The organism is Pseudoalteromonas sp. NSLLW218, from assembly GCF_015864775.1.
Lineage (GTDB): Bacteria > Pseudomonadota > Gammaproteobacteria > Enterobacterales > Alteromonadaceae > Pseudoalteromonas.
Window position 1 is genome coordinate 66911 of sequence record NZ_JADYWO010000014.1, and the last position, 20467, is coordinate 87377.

Consider the following 20467-nt stretch of genomic DNA (forward strand, 5'->3'; position numbering starts at 1 on the left):
TTTTCGTTTTAGCTTAGCTGTACAAGTATTATTTTTTCACTTTAGCATTAGCGAACGCATCGGCAAATGCATTACCCATTAACGCATTACCGTTGTCACGTTTAGGCTTTGCAGCACGAGGTTGTGAATTATTAGCACGTGCTTGTGGTTTTTGCGTAGCTGGAGCTGCTGACTTATTACTTGTATCAATATCGTCATCTAAACGCATAGTAAAGCTTATGCGTTTACGTGCAGCGTCTACTTCAACTACTTTCACTTTTACAATATCGCCCGCTTTTACTACTTCGCGTGGGTCTGATATAAATTTATTCGTGATTGCTGAAATATGCACTAAACCATCTTGGTGAACACCTACATCAACAAATGCACCAAAGTTAGCAACGTTTGAAACCACGCCTTCTAAAATCATACCTGGTTTTAGGTCGCTAATTTTTTCAACGCCAGCTTTAAACTCAGCTGTTTTAAATTCAGGACGCGGATCGCGACCTGGTTTATCAAGCTCAGTAATAATGTCGGTAACGGTTGGTAAGCCAAATTTTTCGTCAGTGTAATCGTTAGCAGCAAGTTTAGTTAAAAAGTCGCTGTTACCAATTAGATTACTGACATCTACGCTATTGCGTTCACAAATACGTTTAACAACAGGATAAGCTTCAGGGTGAACTGATGAGTTATCTAGTGGATCGCTACCATTGTTAATACGTAAAAACCCAGCCGCTTGTTCAAATGCTTTTGGACCTAAACGCTCAACCTTTTTAAGCTCACTACGTTTAGTAAAAGTGCCGTTAGCATCGCGATAATTAACGATATTTTGCGCTAATGTTTTGTTCAAACCAGATACGCGTGTAAGTAGCGGTACCGATGCCATGTTTAAATCTACACCTACTGAGTTTACACAGTCTTCAACTACTGAAATAAGGCTTTGGCCTAATTGGCTTTGCGATACATCGTGTTGGTATTGGCCAACACCAATTGATTTTGGCTCAATTTTAACAAGTTCAGCAAGTGGATCTTGAAGGCGGCGCGCAATAGAGACAGCCCCTCGTATAGAAACATCTAAATCTGGAAATTCATTAGCTGCAAATTCAGAAGCTGAGTAAACCGATGCGCCGGCTTCGCTAACCATAATTTTACTAAGTTTAAGTTCGCTGTTTGCTTTCATAAGCTCAGCAACCAACTTATCTGATTCGCGTGATGCAGTACCGTTACCAATCGCAATTAGCTCAACTTTATGCTGACGACAAAGTTGCTCTAACGTACGCACTGATTTATCCCAATGATTTTGTGGAGCATGAGGGAAAATAGTTTGTGTAGCTAGTAATTTACCTGTGCTATCAACAACGGCAATCTTACAGCCAGTACGAAGGCCTGGATCAAGACCTAAAGTAGTACGAGGGCCGGCAGGTGCTGCCATTAATAAATCTTTTAAGTTTTTGGCAAATACGTCGATTGCACCAGCTTCTGCTTTTTCGCGCATTGCTGCAAAAAATTCATTCTCTAGGTGCAACCCTAACTTAATTTTCCACGCCCATTGCACAACATTTAATAACCAAGGACTTGCCGCTTTATATTTAATATCTAAACGGTAATGCTCCGCAATCATGTTGGCACATAGTTGCGCTGAATTTTCAGCGCTAGGCTCTGGGTTAACATTTAACTGAAGTACACCTTCATTTCGGGCTCTAAGCATAGCAAGCGCACGGTGAGAAGGTACTTTTTTGAGAAGTTCTTGATGCTCAAAGTAATCACGGTATTTTGCACCAGCTTGCTCTTGGCCTTTAATTACGGTGCTTTCAATTGCACCGTTTTGGCTTATGTGACTTCTAAATTTAGCAAGTAATTTTGCGTCTTCAGCAAAGCGCTCCATTAAGATAAATTTAGCGCCTTCAAGTACCGCTTTTGTATCTGCAAAGCCTTTTTCAGCACTTACAAATTGCTCGGCTTGTTGCTCTGGGTCAAGGTTAGCATCTTTAAATAGTGCATCTGCAAGAGGCTCTAAACCAGCTTCAATTGCTATTTGGCCTTTAGTACGGCGCTTAGCTTTATAAGGTAGGTATAAATCTTCAAGTTCAGTTTTACTTTGTGCATTAGTTATATCGGCACTTAGCTCTGGCGTTAATTTATTTTGCGATTCGATGGTCGATAAAATAAAACTACGGCGTTCTTCTAGTTCACGTAAGTACGATAGACGTTGTTCTAAAAGGCGTAATTGGGTGTCGTCTAGGCCACCGGTAACTTCTTTTCTGTAGCGGGCAATAAAAGGAACAGTTGCGCCTTCATCAAGTAATTTTGTAGCTGCAACAACCTGTTGCTGCTGTGCGTTTAACTCACCGGCTAAACGTGCAGAGATATCGCTCATGCAAAAACCTTTTTATACAATAAAATAAGACCAGAAGCGTGTTACTGGCGCCGTTAATTGCTTGAATAATATCACAGGAGGTAGTAATAAAAAGCTCTTAAAGCAAGCTATTTCACTTGCTTTAAGATGGTTGGGAAGGGAGTAAATCAATTCAACTAAAAGAGCGCCCTAGTGAGGGTGCTCAATGTTTTCTAATACTTCACTGAAAGAGTGAGCAATAGGGCTAATATGCAGTGGAATATGTAATGTTTTAGCTATTTGGCGAGCTGAAATTAGACCACAAATTTCGCTACTTGCTGTTGTAACTAATAAAAACATTGTGCCCTGATGCTCCATCGTTTGCAGCGCATCACCAATGCATGCATAGCTTAAGCTTTGCATGCTTACACCTGTAAGACGGTTAACTGGTGTCATAATATCGCGCAAGCTTACTTCGCTTCGTTGCATATTTAAGCGCTCTGCAATAATAGTAATTTTAGAGCTTTGTAAATCGGCGCTAGAAACTAGGCCAATTAATTTTTGGTTCTCGTCGGTTACTAAAACAAAATCAGATTGTTGTGCACTAACTTGTTTAAGTGCATCTGTAATCGTTGTTGTATGTTCTGCACGAATAGGCGTTTTTTGAGTAAAGTTATTTACCATTTTTAGCGCTGGAGATGATAAATCAATCAATGGTTGGTCATCTGCAAATGTGCTTGCTATAACGCCGTGAGAAACATTCTGAGTACGCAATTCTTTAAAGTTAGACATAGTAGTCACCTTAGTAGTTATAAAATTTAATTAAGTTGTAAAATAATGAATTAAATTAAATAGCTAGGTGGTCCGCGTTGGTATGCAGTGCTAAAAGGTCTGTTTAGATTGGTACTCTTATAAAAAGAATCTACGACATTAGGAAGTGGTTGAAGCGACCTAAAGGTAATAGTATTAACGTGAGAGTCTACGTCAAAATCGAGGTTTGCTTGGTCAGGAATATCACAAGCAATAAAGTGATTAGATAGTTTAGCGTTATCAAGGTTTACGTCAGTGTTGCTGGCATGCAGCGTCAAACTTACACTCATTAAAAGTGCAAACAATACGGCATTACTAAATATGCGCTGTACTATGTTTGACATAACCACGACCTTAATTAACTGCTTTCAAATTAAACAAATCAACTTGAATAATTCAGTTATAGCTTATTGCTTTAATTTACACAATCAAAAGTTAACATGATCTGAATCAAAACTTTTTATTTCTTTTTTTGGTAATCGATACTGTTTACATACCACTGCTTTTTACCCTGAGGAGTAGGTACTTCAAAATCGTCGTCCACTTGTTTTTTTATCAGCGCCCGCGCCATAGGTGAGTCTATTGATATGTAATCTTTACGGTCGTAAATTTCATCAGGACCTACAATTCTGAATTTTTTAACTTCACCTTCTTCGTTTTCAATTTCGACCCACGCACCAAAAAACACTTTTCCATCTTGCACGGGAGAGTAATCGATGATTTTTAAATCAGGTATGCGTTTGCGTAAATAGCGTACCCGACGGTCAATTTGGCGTAGCAAACGCTTGTTATATTGATAGTCTGCGTTCTCAGAGCGATCTCCGAGGCTGGCTGCCCAGCTTACTATTTTTGTTACTTCTGGGCGTTTAACGTTCCATAGTTGGTCGTGTTCTTGTTGTAATTGTAAGTAACCTTCGCGGGTAACTAAATTTGTTTTCATGGTGAATTCTTTATTAGCTCTAATGGTGTGCACGTTATTAAATTTGTCAAAACTTGTCGAGCGTAAAATATAATAAAGTACGAGTAAGTAAGCTTTGAAATGTTCAGTAACAATCTAAGCAAGTAATTAGTTTTTGATTATTAAGTTTTTCATTTATATTAACTAGTAATTGGATATAAAAATAAGAAAGAGATCATGGGACACGAAACCACAAAAGTATTAGTTGTTGATGACGATATGCGCTTACGCAGTTTGCTTGAACGTTACTTAGTAGAGCAAGGCTTTATTGTTAGAACCGCAGGAAACTCGGAGCAAATGGATAGACTCCTAGAGCGAGAAAACTTTCACTTAATGGTTCTCGATTTAATGCTCCCGGGCGAGGATGGCTTATCGATTTGCCGCCGTCTACGCCAAAAAGAAAATGAAATTCCTATTGTTATGCTTACTGCAAAGGGCGACGAAGTAGACCGCATTATTGGCCTTGAACTTGGCGCTGACGATTACATTCCAAAACCATTTAATCCACGTGAGCTACTTGCTCGCATAAAAGCAATTTTACGTCGCCGCGCAAAAGAAGTGCCAGGCGCACCTGCTGCTGAAGAAAACTTAATCGCTTTTGGTAAATTTACGCTTAATTTGGCAACGCGCGAAATGAGTGAAGGGGATAAAACAATATCGCTTACCAGTGGTGAGTTTGCAGTGCTTAAAGCGCTTGTTTCGCATCCGCGTGAGCCACTTAGCCGCGATAAGCTAATGAACTTAGCGCGTGGGCGTGATTACAGTGCGCTTGAGCGAAGTATTGATGTGCAAGTGTCGCGACTTCGACGCATGATTGAAGTAGATGCTGCTAATCCACGTTATATTCAAACCGTTTGGGGTTTGGGGTATGTGTTTGTTCCCGACGGTGAAAAGTAATATTTATGGGCATGTTTCCGCGCAGTGCTTTTGGACAAACTGTTTTTTTAGTGGCGGCTCTGCTACTCATAAATCAAATAGTGTCTTATGTTACGGTTAGTTTTTATGTTGTAAAACCAACCATTGAGCAAGTTAACTTGATGCTTGCTAAGCAAATTAAAACGGTATTTATTGACTGGGAAGATGGCGTTGAAATAAACGACGAAGTATCTGCAAAGTTTTTTGAAATCACTGGCATTGAAGTGATGACTCAGCGAGAAGCAATGCGCCAAGGGCTTGGGCAAAGCCGCGAGTATTCTATGCTATCGCGTAGTATGACTGAGCAACTTGGTGGTTACTCTCGTGTACGTATTAGCCAAACTGATCCGTTGATTTATTGGGTTGAAGCACCGCAAGCACCAGGTTATTGGGTAAAGGTACCGCTTAAAGGCTTTAAAGAGAATAACTTAGAGTTTTTAACGTTTTACTTATCAAGTATTGGTTTTTTAAGTGTGCTGGGTGGGTGGTTGTTTGCAAGGCACCTCAATAGGCCATTAAAAGCACTGCAACAAGCTGCTGTGAAAGTGGGTAAAGGCGATTTTTCTACTAAGTTAGAAGAACAAGGCTCAACAGAGGTAATAGAAGTAACGCGTGCGTTTAACCAAATGTCGCGCGGAATTGCCGCACTCGAAAACGACCGCCGTTTACTAATGGCCGGTGTATCTCATGATTTACGTACGCCGCTTACGCGTATTCGTTTAGCCACCGAAATGATGGTTGATGAAGATGATTATCTTCGTGAAGGTATTATTTACGATATAGAAGACATGAACGGGATTATTGATCAGTTTATTGAGTATCTACGCCACCATAAGCGTGAAGAACTAAGTTGCGAAGATATAAATGCTTTAGTTGCCGAGGTTGTCAATTCTGAGCTTCAGCATCAACGTACTATAACGTTTAAAAGTAATCCAAATATAGGCAATATACCGTTAAGCTCTGTGGCTATTAAGCGTGTAATTACCAATATGATTGGTAATGCACTGCGTTATTCTGAGGGCAATATTGAAGTACTTAGCTACTTTAATTCAAACAAAAAGTATGTAGTTATCGCTGTAAACGATAGTGGTCCCGGCATTCCTGAAAACGAATTAGAGTCTGTATTTGAGCCCTTTAAACAAGGCGATGCTGCACGTGGCAGTGAAGGCAGTGGTTTAGGTCTTGCTATTATTAAACGCATTGTTGATATGCACGACGGTAAAGTAAAACTAGAAAACCGTCCAGAAGGCGGTTTAAGTGCACAAGTATATTTGCCAATAAAAGTATTAACCCCTGCATAGTAAATGCAGGGGTTTTATTATATTAAAGTGCTTTAAAACGAATAGCTGTGCCGCCACTGGTGGCCAGCTCAAGCGTTAGTTTATCGTCTGTAGTTACAATACGTTTTTCGATAGCTATATCGTACGGATTATTTTTCCACTCTGCGTTTTTACCATCTTTATAAATTTGCGCTTCGAACTTTTTGCCTTGCTCTAAAAAGTCGAGTTTTACCTCAATAGTTCGGGCTTTTTCGTCAGTAACAGCACCTAAGTACCAATCGTTTCCTGAGTATTTAGTGCTTTTACGCTCTTTACGAGCGAATACAATAAAGTCGCCCACTTCACCATCAAGAGCAATGCTTTGCTGCCAATCTGTTGGTACGTCTTGAATGAATTGAAACGCATCGGGCTTAGCTAAGTAGTTTTTAGGTAAGTCGGCAGCCATTTGAATTGGACTATACAAAACAACGTAAAGTGCGAGTTGTTTGGCGAGAGTGGTTTGTGGGCGGTTTGTATCGCCTCCTAAACCATTAAAGCTCATATCAAAAATACCTGGCGTAAAATCCATCGGCCCAGATAGCATGCGGGTAAAAGCAAGCATTGGTACATGCTCTGGTGGGTTAGGTGGCGAACCCCATGCATTGTATTCTTGTCCGCGTGCGCCTTCGCGCGCAATCCAGTTTGGATAAGTACGGCGCAGGCCTGTATCTTTAATTGGCTCGTGAGTGTTAATGCTAATTTTATGTTTAGCTGCAAGTTTTACGTTATAAAGGTATTCGTTAACCATAAACTGGCCGTCATGCCATTCGTGGCGAGCAATACCGTTTTTGTCTATACGTTTTATATTTCCGCCATCGGCTACATAACCTGTTTTTACTTGGCTTACGTTTGATTTTTCGTAAAGGGCAAAAGCATCTTCCATTTGGTCACGGTAGTTGCTTACATTGCCTGATGTTTCATGGTGGCCAATGAGTTGTACGCCTTTTTCTTTGCCGTACTGAGTAAGCGCTGCTATATCAAAGTCGTCGTACGGTTTGGTAAAGTTAAATACATCGCCATTAAAATACCAATCGCCATCCCAGCCAATATTCCAGCCTTCAACGAGTACGCCATCAAAACCATACTGCGCTGCAAAATCCATATAGTATTTTGTGGTTTGCGTAGTGGCGCCGTGTTTTTTACCGCTACCCCAAGTTTGCGTGTTTATATGCATACCCCACCAAATACCGACATATTTACCAGGTTTAACCCACGACACGTCACCGAGTTTATTAGGCTCGTTTAGATTTAGTATTATATCTGAATTAACTAAGCCAACAGCGCTGTCGGCTATTTGAATGGTGCGCCATGGTGTTTTAAAAGCACCTTGTTTTTTAACGGCGACACCATCTGACCACGGCGTTAAATCGGCAGTAAACGTACCAGAGCGACGCTGATTAAGTACCATGCCTGCGTAATCAACAAGTGCGGCTTCATGAATACTAATATGAGTACCATCACTTGTTTTAAACGTAAATGGTGTGTGGGCTAGTGGAGCTTCGTTAAGTGGGGTGGTGTTGTAAACATATTCGTAGCGGTTCCAGCCACGAGCAGGTATCCACCATGCTGTTGCATCATGGCTATTGTTTATTGCAAATTCAGTTAACTCTTTGGTTATTTCTGTATGTTCGAAGCCTACTTGTTGTGGTACTTCGTATCTAAATCCAACCCCACTATCAAATGCTTTAAATCGAATAGTGTAGGTACCTTTATTTGGCTCGTTTTTTGTAAAAGTAATGGCTACTTCGTTATATTCGTCAACAACATTTTGGCGCTCGCCCCAGGGTTGTTGCCACTGTGTATTAACGCTTTGTTGTTTAATGCTTTTAATTTTAAAGCCGTCGCTAAAGGCCGCTTGTGTTTTAAATTCAAACCCCAGTAAAGATTTGTTTATAACCGCTTTGTTTTTAAATTTTATTGCGTAGCTTGGCGTGTTGTTTTCGTCAGAGATGCTTACTGTTATTTGTGTGTTTGGCGATTTTAGCTCTACGGTTTGTCCGTAGCTATTACTAGCAAAGGCTAAAAGCATAAGTGCAGGAATTCTCATGGTGTGTCCTTAGATGAGTCGGTGGTGACATTTAAGGATAATGACTGTTGATGATTAATACGACTGCCTACATACGTATTCAATGTTTTAAAAAATAGAAAGAATTTGGTGGCTTAATCGGTCTATAATGTAAACAAATTGATAATAGCGACAAGAAAATGATAAAAAGCTTACTTTGTGTATTTTTACTAAGTGTTAGTACTGGAGTTTTTGCAGCAAATATTACAATTAAAAATGCTAATAATGACCCGTTACCTAATGCTGTTGTATGGCTAACTGCAGGAGGCCCCTCTAGCGTTATTCCTCCAGAAGCACCTTATGCGATGACCCAGCAAAATCGAGAGTTTAAGCCGCGTATTTTAGTTGTCCCACAAAATGCAAAGGTAGAGTTTCCGAATGCGGACTCAATCATGCATCATGTTTATTCATTTTCTAAAGCTAAAACGTTTGAATTAAAACTATATAAGGAGCATCCAAAAGCGCCTATTACTTTTGAACAAACGGGTGTTGTTGAGCTTGGCTGTAATATTCATGATTGGATGTTAGGCTATATTGTGGTGGTAGATAGCACTATTTTTGCAATCACTGATGAAAATGGACATGTAAATTTAAATGCCAATGCAGGCGAATACACGTTAAGTGTTTGGCATTCTGGGTTTAGCGATATTAGTAAGATTGAATCTCAAACTATTACTGTGGCTACCAACCCTATCACTTATAAAGTAAAGCAGGAAATAGCGGAGCAAATTGATTTTGCTACGGATGAATTTGATGATTATTAATAGGCTAATGAGACTGGCACTTGTAGCCGGTGCTTTATGTTTTAGTAATGTGTTGTATGCACAAGTAAAAGGCTTAATACAAATTAGAGCCGTGCAGGGTGATAATACGCTTAGTTTTCAAGAAGGCGGTATCGGACTATATCGGCACGATACTAAAAGTGATGAGCTTATTCTATCGCAAGGTATTTTAGATTTTAATGTTGATTTAGCATCTAGCTGGTCGGCTCACGGCGTGTTAAATGCGAATCAAGATCCTGACGTTGGCCTTGGTTTTACGCAAGCTTTTGTAAAGTATCAGCCACTATCTAACAGTAACTATAAATGGCACGTGCGCGTAGGGGGATTTTATCCGCTTATGTCGCTTGAAAACCCTGACATAGGCTGGACTTCTCCTTATAACTATACAAATTCAGCTATTAATAGCTGGATAGGTGAGGAAGTGCGTACCGTTGGTGCTGAAGTGACCATTAAGCGCCCAGCAAAACGTTTTAACAGCAGACATAGCTTTAGCTTTGTAGGTGCGACATTTAAAGGCAATGACCCCGCAGGTACTTTACTCGCATGGCGTGGCTTTGCATTACACGATAGACAAACAACGTTTAACGAAAGCGTGCAATTTGCGCCTGTAGCGGCATTAAACGAATACGAATTACGCTGGCAAGCTAATCAGGTTTTACCGTTTGAGGAAGTAGACGGGCGCTTTGGTTATTACGCCGGTATACATTGGGATTACTTAAAGCAGTCTCAATTTAGAATCTACTATTATGATAATAATGGTGATCCAAATACTGTTAATTATAGTTCCGGGCAATATGCTTGGAATACTCGATTTACGAGCGCCGCTTGGCTTTATAAATTTAACAGCAAGACACGTTTTATTGCTCAGGCACTCAATGGCAAAACTGAAATGGGCAGTAACGCATTAATTGATAATGCTTTTTATAGTCATTATTTAATGCTAAGCCATAAAGAAGGCAAACATCGAGTTTCAGTACGTTACGATTATTTTAAAGTTGCTGACAACGACACAACCGCGTTTGACCCTAATGCAAGCAATGGCGAAGGTTTAACAGCAACATGGCGATACCAGCTTACTAATAAACTACAAATAGGGGTTGAAGGCTCAGCCCTTAAAAGTGTTGCTAAAAATAGAGAGCCAATTGGATTTAATGAACGAATCTCGCAGCAGCAAATAATGCTAAATGCGCAATGGCGTTTTTAAAAGTATAAAAAAGGGAGCATTTAAAGCTCCCTTTTTAGTTTAATAAAATTGGTATAGATTATACCAACCTGCATAAATCTTTGATCAATTTAACGAATTAAATTGCACTATAACGTCGTTAAAAATTTTTTATTTAGAACAACTAGATACAAAAATTTTTGCCTAGTTCTAGCGTAATTTTCTTAACGTTAAATAGACCCCATATATAAGCAGATTGGTATTATTTTTTATCGAATGCGCGTTTCATGTAGTTAGGTGTAGCGAGTGCGCCATGATGAATACCGCTATTGTAGTATTCACTGTGCTTTGCTATTTGTGCCGCGCCATCTTCTCTAAAGCCGTCAAATGCTTGTGATTTACGTGCAAGTGTTACTGACCATAAACCGCTTGGGTAAATTGGTTGTGGGAATGGTAATGTTTGTAAATCGTTAAAGCCTACGCTTAGCATTGCTTCGCGCATTTCAACTAATAATGGCATGTGCATAAGTGGCGATTCACTTTGTTGCACTAAAATACCTCCTGGGCGCAGTGCATCTAAACAGCTTGTGTAAAACGCATGGTTAAATAACCCTTCACCCGGACCTACCGGATCGGTGCCATCAACAATAACCACGTCGATAGATTCGCCAGCGGCTTCGCGCATGTATTTAATACCGTCGTCAAACATAACCGTTGCACGGGCGTCGTTATTAGATTCACAAAGCTCTGGGAAGTATTTTAACGACATTTGCGTTACTACTTCGTCTATATCTATTTGCGTTACAGTTTCTACGCCTGGGTGTTTTAATACTTCGCGTAAAGTACCGCAGTCGCCGCCGCCAATAATAACGACGTTTTTAGGGTTTGGATGCGCTAAAAGTGCAGGGTGGCTGATCATCTCATGATAAAAGAAGTTTTCGCGGGTTGTTACCATAGTACACCCGTCGATGATCATTAAATTACCAAAGTCTGTGGTTTCAAACATTTCTACCTTTTGAAAAGGAGACTGTTTTTCATCTAACTTTTTATTAATACGTAATGAAAATGCGCTGCCATCGCGGTCGCTAATTTCAGTAAACCACTTACTTTGATCTAAATTTGCCATAGTTACTATTACACTTTTTAGGTTGAGTATGAAAAAGGGGCAATTCTGCCAGTGCTTGGCGTTTTGCTCAATGACATTTTAACTGATTTGACGAATAAAGTTAGTTAGGAGTGAGTGAAAGTTCAATTTTTGTTAGCCTAGTGGATAGTGACGTATTAAAATGCGCCTTTATACCTAATTGACTAAAGAAGAGTTGCCATGACCTGGGGTTTAGAAACAGCACGCGCCACTTATAACGTTGCTCATTGGAGTGATGGTTATTTTGATATTAATGCACAAGGCGAACTGGTGGCTTACCCAGATGGCGACCAAACAAAACCGGCCATTTCTTTAACGCAATTAACTGAGCAGTTTAAGCAACAAGGTTTAACGTTGCCGGTTTTAGTGCGCTTTACTGATATTTTAAAAAATCGTGTAGACACACTTACTAACGCGTTTACGCAAGCGCGAGCAAATCGTGAATATAACGGCAAATACACCTGTGTTTATCCAATTAAAGTAAATCAACAGCGCTCTGTAGTGAGTAAATTATTAGCGCATCCAAGCGGGCTTGTTGGCTTAGAAGCAGGCTCAAAGCCAGAACTTATGGCTATTTTGGGCGTGGCAAAAGAGCCAATCACTATTGTATGTAACGGCTATAAAGACAGTGAGTTTTTACGCTTAGCGTGTATTGGTCAAGCAATGGGCCACAGCGTAAAAATTGTGGTAGAAAAGCTTTCAGAACTGACCACCTTATTAGAAGAAATAGACAACCTAGGCATTGAACCGGCTATTGGTATTCGCATTCGCCTAAACTCAGTAGGCAAAGGCAAGTGGCAAAATACGGGCGGTGAAAAAGGCAAGTTTGGTTTAACAGCAGGCCAAGTACTAAGTGCTGTTGAAGTGCTTAAAAAGCATAATAAGCTGCACTTAATGCAAATGGTGCATTTTCATATTGGTTCTCAAATTGCCAACATTCGTGATATTCACCGTGCTTTACGTGAATGTGCACGCCACTTTGCTGAGCTTACGCAATTAAACGTACCGTTAAATACCGTTGATGTGGGCGGCGGCTTAGGCGTTGATTACGAGGGCTCTGGCTCGCGTAGTGCGTGTTCAATGAATTACACCGTAGAAGAGTATGCGCGTAACGTAGTGAATGCATTTGCAGAAGTGTGCGATCAGCATAACCTTACGCATCCGGCCATTATCACCGAGTCGGGGCGTGCTTTAACAGCTCACCATGCGGTATTAATTACTGATGTAATTGACGTAGAAAAAGCGCCTAATCATTTAAATCCAGAGCCACCACTTGAAAATAGCGCATTAGTGCTTGATGAAATGTGGCAGTGTTTACAGCGTTTAAACCCGCGTATGGCATTAGAGATTTATCACGACGCTATGCACTTATTTAGCGAAGCGCACGATCAGTACGTGCATGGCTTAGTAAGCATGCTAGAGTGGGCGAAAATAGAGCAGCTTTACTTTACTATTTTACATCGTGTACGGGCATCACTTAGTAATAACGCGCGCGCGCACCGTGAAGTACTCGACGATTTAAACGAAAAACTTGCAGATAAACTGTTCGTTAACTTTTCATTATTTCAGTCATTGCCTGATGTTTGGGGTATTCAGCAGTTGTTTCCAGTTATGCCAATCGAAAATTTAACTCAGCCATTGACTCAGCGCGCGATTATTCAAGATATTACCTGTGACTCTGATGGGCAAATTCGTGAGTACGTTGAAGGCGCTGGTATCGAAACCAGCCTACCAATACCTGAATATAAGCATGGCGAGCAGTACCATATTGCTATGTTTATGGTCGGCGCGTATCAAGAAATTTTAGGCGATTTACATAACCTATTTGGTGACACTGATTCGGTGCACGTAGAGCTTAACGATGAAGGTTATGTGTTAACCAATGCCATAAAAGGTGATAGCGTTAAGGATGTATTAAAGTTTGTTGACTATGATAGCGCCATTTTAGCTGACAACTTTGCGTACCAAGTTAATAAACTTGATGTATCGACGCAGTGTAAAGAAGGTTATTTAGCTGAGCTTAATGCAGGCCTTGAAGGCTATACCTATTTTGAAGATTAATTTGTAAGCAACTGAAAGCGCAGTATTAGTGGCTGCGCAATGTTTAAAGGAATGGAAGTAATGTCAGTTATTCGCAGTGTATTTAGTATTATTTTTTACACAATAAACACACTTTTTTGGTTTGTGCCTATTTTTGTTTGTGGGCTTATAAAGCTTATCCCTATTAAGCCTTTACAAAAGCTTATGAGCTGGGCAGCTAAGCAATTTGCAACTATTTGGGTTACCTTTAATAGCTTAAATCAAAAGTTATTTACGCCAACTAAACTTAATGTAACTGGCCTTGAAGACCTTAAACTAAAGGATTGGTACCTAGTAATAGCGAATCACCAAAGCTGGGTCGATATTTTAGTATTACAACGTGTGTTTAATCGAAAAATTCCATTTTTAAACTTCTTTTTGAAAAAAGAGCTTATTTACGTGCCTATTTTAGGTTTGTGTTGGTGGGCGCTTGATTTTCCGTTTATGACTCGCACGAGCAAAAGCCAATTAAAAAAGAATCCAAAGTTGCGTGGCAAAGATTTAGAAACCACGCGTAAAGCGTGTGAAAAATTTAAAGAAATGCCAGTAACCGTAGTTAACTTTGTAGAAGGCACTCGTTTTACTACGCAAAAGCATGAACGTCAAAATAGCCCGTTCCCACATTTATTAAAACCAAAAGCGGGTGGTATTGCTTTTGTAATGCAAGCAATGGGCGAGCAAATTACTAAAGTGGTTAACGTAACAATTCACTACCCTGATGGCATTCCTACTTTTATGGATTTTGCTGGTGGTAAGGTAAAAAATATCAACGTACACGTGGAAGTAAGGCCGGTAAGCGAAGAACTTATTGGTGACTACACAGGTGATTCTGAATTTAGAGTTCGCTTTCAAAGCGAGTTAAACCGCTTATGGGAAAACAAAGAGCAAACACTGCAATCGCTCGAAAAAACCATAAGTAAAAGGTAAAAATATGAGCTTACAGTTATGCTAAAAAAGTGGTTACCCAATTGGCTTAACGGCTTAATTGTAGGCTGCGTATTGTTTTCTAACATGATACTTTTTGGCTCGCTAGTATTTGTACTGGGCCTTATTAAGTTATTACTGCCTTTGCCTGTGGTTAACTCTATATTACACAGCGCTTACCGAGGTTGGTGTAACGGCAACCGTTTAGGGCTTTGGTTAGGTTGCCCTAATATTGTGGTTGATATAAGTGGCGACTTAAACTCAAAAAGTTGGTATTTACTTATTTGTAACCACGCGAGTTGGTTAGATATAACCGTACTTAGCTCATTACATGCATTGCCTGCCCCTAAGTTCTTTTTAAAAGACGGGTTAAAATACATGCCTTTTATTGGGACTGGTGCGTGGGCTATGGGTATGCCGTTTATGAAACGGGTAAGCAAAGCGCAACTAGCTAAAAACCCAAAGTTGAAAGGATTAGATGTAGAGCGCACCAAGCGTAGCTGTCGTAATTTTCGTCATCATCCTACTACCATCATTAATTTTGTTGAAGGTACACGCTATACGCCAGCCAAACATAATCTGCAACAAAGTCCTTTTAAGTATTTATTAAAGCCTAAAGCTGGCGGCATCGCTTTTGCGCTTGAAGTATTAGCCGATCAATTTGATGCCATGCTTAATACAAGTTTAGTGTATAGCGGTAAAACAGATCATGTTTGTCGTAACTTGTTAAAAGGTGAGCTAGATTCTATTTATGTTTCAATAAACGTAACGCCCATTAATGAAAGCATGCAGGGCAGCTATCAAAGCGATGACGTATTTAAAGTTAATTTTCAACATTATGTGAATGAGCTATGGGTTGCTAAAGATCAGCAGCTTGCCGACATTTATGCTCAACAAGATTTACCTGAACCACAAATCAGTAAGGAAATTGAAACACTATGACCAACACCCACCTACAGGAATTAATTGCTCCTTGGTTTGAAAAAGTACCCGACGCGGATTTTCTTAGCTCAATCACCGCAGTCTCGATAGGGATCTTTTCTTTATTAATTGTTTACTTATTTACTCGTAGGTTAATGTTACCTGGCATTCAAAAAATAGTGACGAGGCTTTCCCCTGAGCGAATTGGTGCGCTTTCGCCTATGCTTAATAAGCTAAATAAACGTATTGCAGGAATGCTTTGCTGCGTATTGTTTTTAGCTACATTTGATAGTGTATACCCAGTTAACGAAATAGCAGCAGAAATACTAAAAACGATAGGACAAGCTTTACTTATTATTTATGCCGGGTTCATTTTTAGTAGTATTGTGAGCATTGCGGGTACTATTTATAACCAGTTAGAGTTTGCACGCGAAGTACCCATTCAAGGCTTAATTCAGGTTGTTAAGCTAATAACCTTTATTGTGTGTGCAATTTTAATTGTGAGCATTTTTCTTGAGAAGTCACCTACTTATATTCTCTCTGGCTTTGGTGCTATTGCTGCCGTTACGTTATTAGTATTTAAAGACACTATTTTAGGCTTTGTAGCCAGTATTCAAATAGCAGCAAACCGTTTAGTAACCTATGGTGATTGGATTCAAGTAGAAAACTACGGCGCCGATGGCGAAGTAATTGATTTGGGTTTAAACACTGTAAAGGTACGTAACTGGGATAACACCATAACAACTATTCCAACTTATATGTTGGTAGCGGGTTCATTTAAAAACTGGCGCGGCATGCAAGAGTCGGGCGGTAGGCGTATTAAACGTTCACTTAACATAGATATGCACAGTATTTGTTTAGTGGGTGATGAGTTTAGAAAACAAATTGATGCGGCTATTCCACTGCACGACTATATTCGAGTAACGACATTACCTGCTCAGGTTTCTAATTTAGGGTTATTTCGTCGCTATGCTGAAGGCTATTTAAAACAGCACAGTAAAATTAATACGTCGCTTACGTTAATGGTACGAGAGCTACAACCACTTAATCATGGTTTGCCTATTGAGTTTTATTGCTTTAGTGAAGATAAACGCTGGATTTCGTACGAGCACTTACAAGCCGAAATAATGGATCATTTGCTTGCGGTATTACCTGTGTTTGGGCTTAGGGCGTATCAAAGTGTTAGTGGGCAGTTAAGCCCTCCTAACGAGCAACAAACAGATAAGCCAACATTTAGAGTGATGGCAAATAGTGTTGTAAAAGACCCACAGTAATAAACAAAGCTAAGAGCCACCAAATAGGTGGCTTTTTAAATTGCAGCCATGCAAATACAATTATTACTAACGCAACTTGCCAAAGACTATGCACAGCTGATGTCCAGATTGGCGAATACAGTGCAGCCGCTAAAAAACCGACTACCGCAGCATTAAGCGCCGCTATTGAGCTTGCAAAGCGTGGCTTACTTGCCAAGTTAATCCAGCTCTTTTGAAACGCGAGTATAAGTAAAAAACCAGGCATAAATATAAGCAGTGTAGCTATAAGAGCACCCACTAAAGGTTGCTCTGTAGTAAGTTGTGCGCCTAAGTAAGTAGCAATAGTAAACATAGGTCCTGGCACCGCTTGTGCACTCGCGTAAGCACTTAAAAACTGATCATCACTCAATGCTGGCACGCCAGCTTGAAGTACCGGTAGCACTACGTGTCCGCCGCCAAACACCATTGCACCTGCTTGGTAAAAAGGGGCAAACAAAGCAAACTCATGCCCTAGTGGAATAAAGCTCACACCAAGTAAGAGCGCAAATAACCCCAGTACAATCCAATTAATATTGCTTTTTGTACTGCTAACATTTTTTGTGGCTGTACCAAGTTTTAATAAAGGCCATATAGCACCTACTGTTGCAGCGGTTATTAAAATAGCGATTTGAGTGGCCATCATTGGAAATAATACCAAAGCAAGTGTACTCATTACGGCAAGTAACTTAAGCGCAGCACTTGTACAAAAGCTTTTAGCCATACTAAGTGTGGCATCAGCAACTATAACAACGGCAAATAACTTTAAGCCTGCAATAATAGCAAAGTAAACAGCGTCAAACTGATGTGCACTTACAGCAAGTAGCACCATTATTAAAAACGAAGGCAGAGTAAAGCCTACAAAGGCAGCTATACCACCCAGTACTCCAGCACGCTCAACGCCAATAGCAAAACTAACTTGGCTAGAGCCTGGTCCTGGCAGTGCTTGGCTTAAACTAATAAGTTGTGCGTAACGAGTATTGGTTAGCCAATTTAATGAGTCTACAAAGTGACGTTTAAAATAACCTAAATGCGCAGCGGGGCCACCAAAACTCATGCACCCTAGTAAAAAAAACTGTTTAAAAATAGCAATTAACATTGCGCCAATATCCTTTGTAAAATTCATTAAATTGTCACAGCGTAGTATGACATTTTTATTAAAATGGCACATTAGTTTGAGGTCTGTTTAACAATCAAGCAAGATGCGTTGCTTTTAACACTCTCTTCATAGTTTGTTCATACATGTATTTGCATACTCTTGCTAAATTCTTAATGAATAAGGTATCACCATGACTTTAACTAAATCACTTTTAAGCGTAACCGTAGTAGCTGTATTACTTTCTGGTTGTGAAATGAATAACACAGGTAAAGGAGCCGCTATAGGCGCCGCAGCCGGAGGTGTATTAGGTAAGGCTACGGGTAATCATAAAGATAAACGTATTTTTATTGGTGCAGCTATTGGTGCACTAGCGGGCGCAGCTGTTGGCGACTACATGGATAAGCAAGAAGAAGCATTTCGTGATGAATTAGCGGGCTCTGGTGTAGAAGTAGTACGAGAGGGCGATAACTTACGTTTAGTAATGCCATCAAACATTACGTTTGCGACTGCTCAATCTTATATTTCATCAGGCTTTAACGATACGTTAGATGCGATTGCTAAAGTAATGAACAAGTACGAAAAAACCTACCTTAGTGTAGAAGGTCATACCGACAGTACGGGTAAAGATAGCTTCAACATGAACCTATCGCGTGAACGCGCACAAAGTGTGAAAGACTACTTAGTGAACCAACAAATTATGGCTACACGTATTAGCACCATGGGCTATGGCGAAACACGCCCAATTGCAACTAATGATAGTGCAAATGGCCGTGCTCAAAACCGCCGGGTAGAAATTCAGATAGTGCCAAATACCGAAGGTTAGTCTTTATTAAACTGTAATTCACACAGTTTTTGATACAGCGGGTTACTTGCTAACAACTCTTGGTGAGTACCCGTTGCTATTATTTCCCCATTTTCCATTACTACAATTACATCGGCATGTTTTACCGTTGCCAGCCGATGGGCAATTATTAACGTTGTTCTGTTTTGCATTAAATGCTCAAGTGCAGCTTGTACATGGTGCTCACTTTGCGCATCCAGCGCGCTGGTGGCTTCATCAAGAAGAAGTATTTCAGGGTCTTTTAATATGGCACGTGCAAGCACAATTCGCTGCTTTTGCCCACCGGATAACCTCACACCCTGCTCACCTAAAAAGCTGTTATAACCTTGCGGTAACTGTTTGATAAATTCATCGGCATGCGCATACTTTGCTGCGGCATATACTTGCTCATCGGTTGCACTTGGGTTGCCGTAACGAATGTTATGCATTACATCGGAGCTAAATAAAATAGGGTTTTGCGCTACCATGCCCATTTTATTGCGCAGAGTATTAAGTGATAAATCTTTAATGTTTACATCTTTAAATTTAATGGCTCCGCTAGCAGGATCGTAAAAGCGCTGTAGTAATTCAAATAATGTTGTTTTACCTGCGCCAGAAGGGCCAACAATTGCCACGGTTTGGCCTTGATTTATATTTAGGCTTATTTTATTAAGCGCGCTTACGTCTGGGCGAGAAGGGTAGTTAAAGCTTATATTTTCAAGCGTAATCGCAGGGCTACTACTATCATGCAGTAAATGACTATCTTGTGGGTTTAGCGGGTTTTCTATCTCACTTTTAACAGCAAGTAACTCAAGTAATCTCGCCGCAGCGCCTGCTGCACGTTGTAGTTCGCCATATACTTCAGCAACGGTTGCCACCGACATTGCAACCATAATAGCGTAAAACACAAACGCACCTAGCTCACCCCCGCTCATGGTGCCTGCAAGTACGTCATTACCACCTACCCATAACATAGCGCTAATGGCACTAAAGGTTAAAAAAATCACCACGGCTATTAAAAATGAACGTTGCTTAATACGTTTTTTAGCCACGTTAAAGGCTTTTTCGGTCTCAAGCGCAAAGGCATGTTGCTCTTGCTCTTCATGGCTATAGCTTTGCACTACTTTAATATTTTGTATGATTTCTCCGGCATAGGTACTTATGTCGGCAATGGCATCTTGGCTAGAGCTTGCGAGTTTGCGTACCTTGCGACCAAATATCATCATGGGAACAAGTACCAGTGGTACACAGGCTACAACCACTAAAGTAAGTTTTAAATTAGTGAACAACAGCATAGCTAAGCCACCAATCAACATAAGTACACTGCGCAGCGCCATAGAAAAAGATGAACCGATAATTGATTGCAGTAATGTGGTGTCGGTGGTTAAACGCGACATAAGCTCGCCACTGCGGTTTTCTTCAAAATAGCTAGGGTGCAGCGTTACAATACGATTAAATACGGCTTTTCGAATATCGTTACTGACTCGTTCGCCAATCCACGACATTAAATAAAAACGGCTAAAGGTACCTATCGCTAACAAGCTGATTAAACCAATAAGTACTAATACGGCCTGCTGTAATTGGGCCTTTGATCCTGCAATAAAGCCATGATCAATAACAAATTTAACACCTTGCCCTAATGACAAGTTAACGCCTGCGGTAACTAATAACGCAGCTAGGGCGGCTACTACCATCCATTTGTACGGTTTAATAAACGCAAAAACAGGTAATAAACTGCTAAACGCAGCTTTTTCGGATGCAGAGGTGTTTTTTGACATAGTGGATTCTTTTTAAAGGTTAAGGTATAGATATGGCACTAAGATAATAAAAATCAATACTCTTAAATATTAGCATCAATAAGGAAAC

General features: G+C 40.2%; 17 protein-coding genes. 9 read left to right on the forward strand and 8 right to left on the reverse strand.

All coding sequences use genetic code 11. The features are described from left to right. Positions 1-28: 28 nt before the first annotated feature. The 4 genes from I6E80_RS18305 to greB form a co-directional block, all read right to left on the reverse strand. Entirely contained in the window at positions 29-2356 is a 2328-nt protein-coding gene (locus I6E80_RS18305) for a Tex family protein (protein ID WP_076925834.1), read from the reverse strand. Between the two features lie 168 nt (positions 2357-2524). Then, complete coding sequence (locus I6E80_RS18310) at positions 2525-3106, reverse strand: CBS domain-containing protein (protein WP_024599663.1); 582 nt, start codon at positions 3104-3106, stop codon at positions 2525-2527. A gap of 50 nt (positions 3107-3156) precedes the next feature. Beyond that, on the reverse strand, positions 3157-3468 hold the full coding sequence (locus I6E80_RS18315; protein WP_024599664.1) for a hypothetical protein: 312 nt from the start codon (positions 3466-3468) through the stop codon (positions 3157-3159). Positions 3469-3584: 116 nt separating this feature from the next. Beyond that, positions 3585-4064, reverse strand: coding sequence for a transcription elongation factor GreB (gene greB, locus I6E80_RS18320; protein WP_076925836.1), 480 nt, complete (start codon positions 4062-4064; stop codon positions 3585-3587). Positions 4065-4259: 195 nt separating this feature from the next. Between greB and ompR the strand changes: the two genes are divergently transcribed. Further along, positions 4260-4979 (forward strand): two-component system response regulator OmpR, encoded by a 720-nt coding sequence (gene ompR, locus I6E80_RS18325; RefSeq protein ID WP_002959552.1) that lies wholly within the window; start codon positions 4260-4262, stop codon positions 4977-4979. 5 nt (positions 4980-4984) lie between these two features. Continuing rightward, on the forward strand, positions 4985-6298 hold the full coding sequence (gene envZ / locus I6E80_RS18330; protein ID WP_197186160.1) for a two-component system sensor histidine kinase EnvZ: 1314 nt from the start codon (positions 4985-4987) through the stop codon (positions 6296-6298). Positions 6299-6320: 22 nt separating this feature from the next. Here envZ and I6E80_RS18335 read toward each other — a convergent pair whose 3' ends face one another. After that, on the reverse strand, positions 6321-8363 hold the full coding sequence (locus I6E80_RS18335) for a glycoside hydrolase family 97 protein (protein ID WP_197186161.1): 2043 nt from the start codon (positions 8361-8363) through the stop codon (positions 6321-6323). 158 nt (positions 8364-8521) lie between these two features. Here I6E80_RS18335 and I6E80_RS18340 point away from each other — a divergent pair, with 158 nt between their 5' ends. Both I6E80_RS18340 and I6E80_RS18345 read left to right on the forward strand, forming a co-directional pair. Next, on the forward strand, positions 8522-9145 hold the full coding sequence (locus tag I6E80_RS18340) for a methylamine utilization protein (protein ID WP_197186162.1): 624 nt from the start codon (positions 8522-8524) through the stop codon (positions 9143-9145). Continuing rightward, complete coding sequence (locus I6E80_RS18345) at positions 9135-10367, forward strand: hypothetical protein (protein ID WP_197186163.1); 1233 nt, start codon at positions 9135-9137, stop codon at positions 10365-10367. The genes I6E80_RS18340 and I6E80_RS18345 overlap by 11 nt, the downstream gene beginning before the upstream one ends. Before the next feature lie 220 nt (positions 10368-10587). Here the strand turns inward: I6E80_RS18345 and speE are convergent, their stop codons facing one another. Beyond that, positions 10588-11451 carry a polyamine aminopropyltransferase gene (gene speE, locus I6E80_RS18350; protein ID WP_197113285.1) on the reverse strand — a complete coding sequence of 288 codons (864 nt, stop codon included), beginning with the start codon at positions 11449-11451 and terminating at the stop codon, positions 10588-10590. A 198-nt stretch (positions 11452-11649) separates the two neighbouring features. Here speE and speA point away from each other — a divergent pair, with 198 nt between their 5' ends. From speA to I6E80_RS18370, 4 genes are read left to right on the forward strand one after another with little or no spacing between them, the layout of a single operon-like run. Continuing rightward, positions 11650-13530: a biosynthetic arginine decarboxylase gene (gene speA / locus I6E80_RS18355; RefSeq protein ID WP_024591379.1), complete on the forward strand. Its 1881-nt coding sequence runs from the start codon at positions 11650-11652 to the stop codon at positions 13528-13530. Between the two features lie 60 nt (positions 13531-13590). Further along, complete coding sequence (locus I6E80_RS18360; RefSeq protein WP_024599473.1) at positions 13591-14475, forward strand: acyltransferase; 885 nt, start codon at positions 13591-13593, stop codon at positions 14473-14475. Positions 14476-14493: 18 nt separating this feature from the next. After that, the gene (locus tag I6E80_RS18365) at positions 14494-15414 is read left to right on the forward strand and encodes an acetyltransferase (RefSeq protein ID WP_121955065.1); all 921 of its coding nucleotides are present in this window, start codon (positions 14494-14496) and stop codon (positions 15412-15414) included. Further along, complete coding sequence (locus I6E80_RS18370) at positions 15411-16667, forward strand: mechanosensitive ion channel family protein (RefSeq protein WP_024599475.1); 1257 nt, start codon at positions 15411-15413, stop codon at positions 16665-16667. The genes I6E80_RS18365 and I6E80_RS18370 overlap by 4 nt, the downstream gene beginning before the upstream one ends. On the opposite strand, the gene chrA is transcribed toward I6E80_RS18370, so the two are convergent. Beyond that, positions 16627-17781 carry a chromate efflux transporter gene (gene chrA / locus I6E80_RS18375; RefSeq protein ID WP_197186172.1) on the reverse strand — a complete coding sequence of 385 codons (1155 nt, stop codon included), beginning with the start codon at positions 17779-17781 and terminating at the stop codon, positions 16627-16629. The genes I6E80_RS18370 and chrA overlap by 41 nt on opposite strands. Before the next feature lie 190 nt (positions 17782-17971). Between chrA and I6E80_RS18380 the strand changes: the two genes are divergently transcribed. Next, positions 17972-18604, forward strand: coding sequence for an OmpA family protein (locus I6E80_RS18380; RefSeq protein ID WP_024599477.1), 633 nt, complete (start codon positions 17972-17974; stop codon positions 18602-18604). Here I6E80_RS18380 and I6E80_RS18385 read toward each other — a convergent pair. Next, positions 18601-20379 (reverse strand): ABC transporter transmembrane domain-containing protein, encoded by a 1779-nt coding sequence (locus I6E80_RS18385; protein ID WP_024599478.1) that lies wholly within the window; start codon positions 20377-20379, stop codon positions 18601-18603. The genes I6E80_RS18380 and I6E80_RS18385 overlap by 4 nt on opposite strands. Between the last annotated feature and the right edge of the window lie 88 nt (positions 20380-20467).